This window comes from Alteromonas sp. ABH2_165, from assembly GCF_056159945.1.
Window position 1 is genome coordinate 1 of sequence record NZ_JBSWWF010000013.1, and the last position, 4381, is coordinate 4381.

General features: G+C 42.1%; 5 protein-coding genes. All 5 read left to right on the plus strand.

Annotation, left to right across the window (positions count from 1 at the left end):
* Positions 1-950: 950 nt before the first annotated feature.
* Positions 951-1355: a DUF1801 domain-containing protein gene (locus ACXAFQ_RS20275; RefSeq protein ID WP_474825181.1), complete on the plus strand. Its 405-nt coding sequence runs from the start codon at positions 951-953 to the stop codon at positions 1353-1355.
* A gap of 681 nt (positions 1356-2036) precedes the next feature.
* Positions 2037-2285 (plus strand): hypothetical protein, encoded by a 249-nt coding sequence (locus ACXAFQ_RS20280; protein WP_474825182.1) that lies wholly within the window; start codon positions 2037-2039, stop codon positions 2283-2285.
* Between the two features lie 147 nt (positions 2286-2432).
* Complete coding sequence (locus ACXAFQ_RS20285; protein ID WP_474825183.1) at positions 2433-2813, plus strand: VOC family protein; 381 nt, start codon at positions 2433-2435, stop codon at positions 2811-2813.
* 622 nt (positions 2814-3435) lie between these two features.
* The gene (locus ACXAFQ_RS20290; RefSeq protein ID WP_474825184.1) at positions 3436-3873 is read left to right on the plus strand and encodes a GNAT family N-acetyltransferase; all 438 of its coding nucleotides are present in this window, start codon (positions 3436-3438) and stop codon (positions 3871-3873) included.
* A gap of 129 nt (positions 3874-4002) precedes the next feature.
* The coding region (locus ACXAFQ_RS20295) for a DoxX-like family protein (RefSeq protein WP_474825185.1) at positions 4003-4381 on the plus strand (379 nt) is incomplete at its 3' end.

Sequence of the window (4381 nt, forward strand, 5' to 3'; positions counted from 1 at the left end):
TATGCCTAGAGATATTTGGTGAAGAGTAAACTCACGAAGAATGAACTAGTTGAATTCAGAACAAAGGGAAGGTTTGTCTCTCGACTCTTTTTGTTGTTTGCAATCATGTTCATGATATTTTTCAAAGCAGGTTATATTTCTCAACCTGTAGCCCCATACATTGCATTTGGCGGCGCTTTTATCTGGTTTCTGTTATTAACTGGAAAGGAATATCGAAAATATTACTTTGTGTTTATTCCGACTCTAGCCGTAGTATGCATAATCATCGGTGGCTTGAGAGGCTTATTACTGGCCTCTTTCATTAGTTTCACCTTATTCTTTATTTCATTGTGGCTTGGTAAAAGAAGCTACGAAAAGCAAAAGGGCATTAGCCATTCATGGTAGGCGGCATATAACAATCACATTAAGTCGCTCGCAGGCTCGCTGGGACAGTAACACGTGGGCTCTGTCGCTTCGCTCGGATTTTAGCCCACGTGTTACTGCCCCTTATGTGGGTGTTATACGCAATCAGGTTTAGCGAAAGATAATGGGTTTTAATTACCGAATTGATGCCGCAAAGACAAAGTCTGGTCAACGAGCCAGAACTTTCGTTTACTTTTTGCTTGTTATGCTTTTTGTAGTCGCGCTGGTAGTATTTTCACATATTTTGGGTAGGTCTCTTGGTATAGATATGAATATACCGATCAGAGAAGGAAATATTCCGCTTACGCAAATATTGAAATTTATGGGTATCTTTCTAACAGCAATTGTTTTCTCAACGCTTCTAATGTTGAAAGCGGCGAAAGCTGTATTTCGGTATTTCAGGATTTAAGCATATTGCGTATAACAAACTGCTGTAGTCGCTCGCAGGCTCGCTGGGACGCAAACACATGGGCAGCGTCGCTTCGCTCCTAATTTTAGCCCATGTGTTTCCGCCCCTAAGCAGGGTGTTATGTGAATAGGAGATTCCAATGGACAAGGTAGTCAAAGATCGCTTCGATGAGTATCCGGGTAATGCTCGTGTTAGATTGGAAGAGCTGCGAAACTTAGTATTTCAAGTCGCATCTGAGTTGAAACTGGGTGAGGTTGATGAAACTCTCAAATGGGGGGAGCCGAGCTACAGTGTAAAAACTGGCAGCCCGTTAAGAATGGATTGGAAGCTTAAGTCCCCTAATAATTATTATCTATTCTTTAATTGCCAAACTAAGCTGATCGATACATTTCGGGAGTTGTACAGTGACGAACTGGTGTTTCAGGGTAACAGAGCAATAGTTCTATCCTTAACGAAATCTCTCCCAGAAACAATCATCAAGTCCTGCCTAGAGTTAGCTTTAACCTATCATCAGCGTAAGAATCTGCCTCTTTTGGGTGTGTGAAAAATTCACATAACAATCAAATTAAGGCACTCGCTGCGCTCGCTGGGACGCAAACACGGCGGCTGGGTCGCTTCGCTCCGATTATAGCCGCCGTGTTTACGCCCCTTATTTGGGTGTTAGATTCTGTTTAGTTCTTTCATTTCTCTCTTTGTTTCTTTGTGCGCCTAGCCGCGCAAGGTTGTTTCTTCTGGGGCTTATTGAGAATTTGGCGGCAGCGGTTTCGCTAGCGGCAAGTCAACGGAAGTTGTCTCCGGCATCGCAAAGCCAGCAAACAGAAATCACCGTTTTGCAGAACATCGCCATGTTGTTTCGGCACGAACATCATCGCTCTTTTGGTTTCAGGCTTTACAAGCGTTGCACTGTTTAACGCCAGTTGGAGAAGTAACAGCCATCGGTTTTTAGGTGTATCAGCACCGCCTTTTCTCCGGCAGCTTTTGCACATCTGGCTTTTCGTATTGGGTTGTTTTAAAGTCAGTTATTGCTTCGAGTTCGCAGCGTTTTGATCCCAGTTGTGGCAGCAAAGCTGCGGGCGTTTATTTCTTCGGTATCTAACAATCTGCTGTAGCCGCTCGCAGGCTCGCTGGGACGCAAACACATGGGCTGCGTCGCTTCGCTCCTAAATTTTAGCCCATGTGTTTCCGCCCCTAAGCAGGGTGTTATATGCTTCAAGGATGACAAACAATGATACAGTTTTTTCTTGGAATAATTCTGCTCACGATTGGAATGTATGGTTTATACACAGGCTTTAATGCCTATTTAAACAGCGCAATATTATTGGCAAGTACCTTATTGATTATTATCAGCTTCAGAAAAAAAGCGGCTTTAAAGAAAGTTAGTAACAAAGATGCATTTGTAACAACACAATCTGGACTAGAAGGTAGCGATTCGGGGTGCTCAAATACTGTAGGCGCTGACTTTAACGATTGCTAGGCGGGTTTTGTAAGCACGCACATAACAATCAAATTAAGTCACTCGCTCCGCTCGCTGGGACACAAACATGGCGGCTGTGTCACTTCGTTCCGATTATAGCCGCCATGTTTGTGCCCCTTATTTGGGTGTTATACGCTAGGAGTTTAAATGGAACTTAACCAAGTTACGTTACCAGTAAAAGATATGGATATTGCTGCTAACTTTTACCTAAATCTTGGCTTCACACAAATTGTCGATACGCCTCATTATGCAAGGTTTTCTTGCCCAGATGGGAATTCTACCTTTTCCTTATCACTCGAAACCGGTGAATTTGAAAACAGTTCTGTAATTTACTTCGAGCATGAAAAACTTGACGAACTGTGTGCTGAGTTAACTAAAAAAGGTTTTCATTTTGAACAACTGCCGACAGAGCAACGGTACTTGTGGAAAGAAGCCATACTTAAAGATCCGTCTGGTAACAAAATCAAACTTTACTGGGCAGGTGAAAACCGCTTAAATCCTCCTTGGAAAGTTGAGAAACGCGTATAACAATCTGCTGTAGTCGCTCGCAGGCTCGCTGGGACGCAAACACATGGGCTGCGTCGCTTCGCTCCTAAATTTTAGCCCATCTGTTTCCGCCCCTAAGCAGGGCGTTATGTGCCAATTTATATATGAATCTTAAATGTTGTTTTAAAATCAAAAAATGGAATGCTCCGGTTCCGTCAGCTTTTTAGATTTGTTTGGCCTTGCTATATTGCTATCTTTTTATTTAGTTGCCATTTCTGCTGTCAGCCTCATTATTGGTAGTCTCTTTTACTCTATTTTCTCATTCGCATTTGAAGCTGGTAAGCTAAGATTTTTCTTAGAGTTTGGTGTAGAAATAGCTGTTTTTCTGTGGTTCTTATTAAAGTCGCTCGGTAAGTTTCTCTATGCTTGTAGTTTTCTCATTAACTACAAGCTTATTGTTGAGCAAACATGTTCCGTTTGCGGCGACAAAAGTACACTGTTAGATATTCCAAAGAACAGTGATCCTTTTTAAAATGGCACATAACAAAAAAATTAAGTCGCTCGCAGGCTCGCTGGGACACAAACATGGCGGTTGTGTCGCTTCGCTCCGATTATAACCGCCATGTTTGTGCCCCTTATTTGGGTGTTAGAATTCAGGATAAACATGCAAATTTCATTGGAAGAAATAAACAAGAAAAACTATGAGTCGGTCTGTGACCTTAATGTCACTGAAGCTCAGGAAGATTATGTAGCGTGCAACATGTGGTCACTAGTTGAGTCATTTTATAACGAAGGTCACACATGTAAGGCCATTTACTTCAACGATGAACCCGTTGGTTTCTTCATGTGGGTCAAAGAATCAGTTTCAAAAGTATCAATTTGGCGATTTATGGTTGATAAGAAACATCAGAACCAAGGAATAGGACGGAAAGCTTTAACGCTGGCAATCGAGGCTATAAAGCAAACTCCCAGCATCAAAGAAATCGAAATATGCTATAACCCTAATAACCCAGTCGCTAAAGATTTCTATTCCAGCTTTGGGTTTCAAGAAGTCGGCTTGGATGAAGATGGTGACGATATGCTAGCTCTTATACAGCTATGAATTCTAACAATCTGCTGTAGCCGCTCGCGGGCTCGCTGGGACACAAACACGGCGGCTGTGTCACTTCGTTCCGATTTTAGCCGCCGTATTTGTGCCCCTAAGCAGGGTGTTATACACACGGAAGCAGATATGGATATCAACCAAATTTCGAGATTTATAATTAGCTTCTGTTGGGTTTATCATGGACTGGTTCCGAAGCTAATATGGATTGCTCCTCTTGAGAAGGAAATTACTGCTAGTCTGGGCTTTTCCGCTAATTTATCCTTCTGGGTGACAAAGTCGGCTGGTTTGGCTGAGATAGTTTTTGGTATCGTGTTTTTCTTTCTATATAAAAGTAAAATTGTTAATCAGTTAAACATTTTAGCCCTTACTGGCTTGTTAGTTTTTGTCGCAACCTTCAACACCCATTTATTGGGTGAAGCCTTCAACCCGATAACAACTAACTTACCTTTAATTGCTTTTAGTGTAATTTTACTTCTTAACAACCATACATCGGTGGAAGCGCGCG

Bases quoted from the DNA above. Each gene is read 5' to 3' on its own strand.
- ACXAFQ_RS20275 (WP_474825181.1), top strand. From the start codon at position 951: ATGGACAAGGTAGTCAAAGATCGCTTCGATGAGTATCCGGGTAATGCT.
- ACXAFQ_RS20280 (WP_474825182.1), top strand. From the start codon at position 2,037: ATGATACAGTTTTTTCTTGGAATAATTCTGCTCACGATTGGAATGTAT.
- ACXAFQ_RS20285 (WP_474825183.1), top strand. From the start codon at position 2,433: ATGGAACTTAACCAAGTTACGTTACCAGTAAAAGATATGGATATTGCT.
- ACXAFQ_RS20290 (WP_474825184.1), top strand. From the start codon at position 3,436: ATGCAAATTTCATTGGAAGAAATAAACAAGAAAAACTATGAGTCGGTC.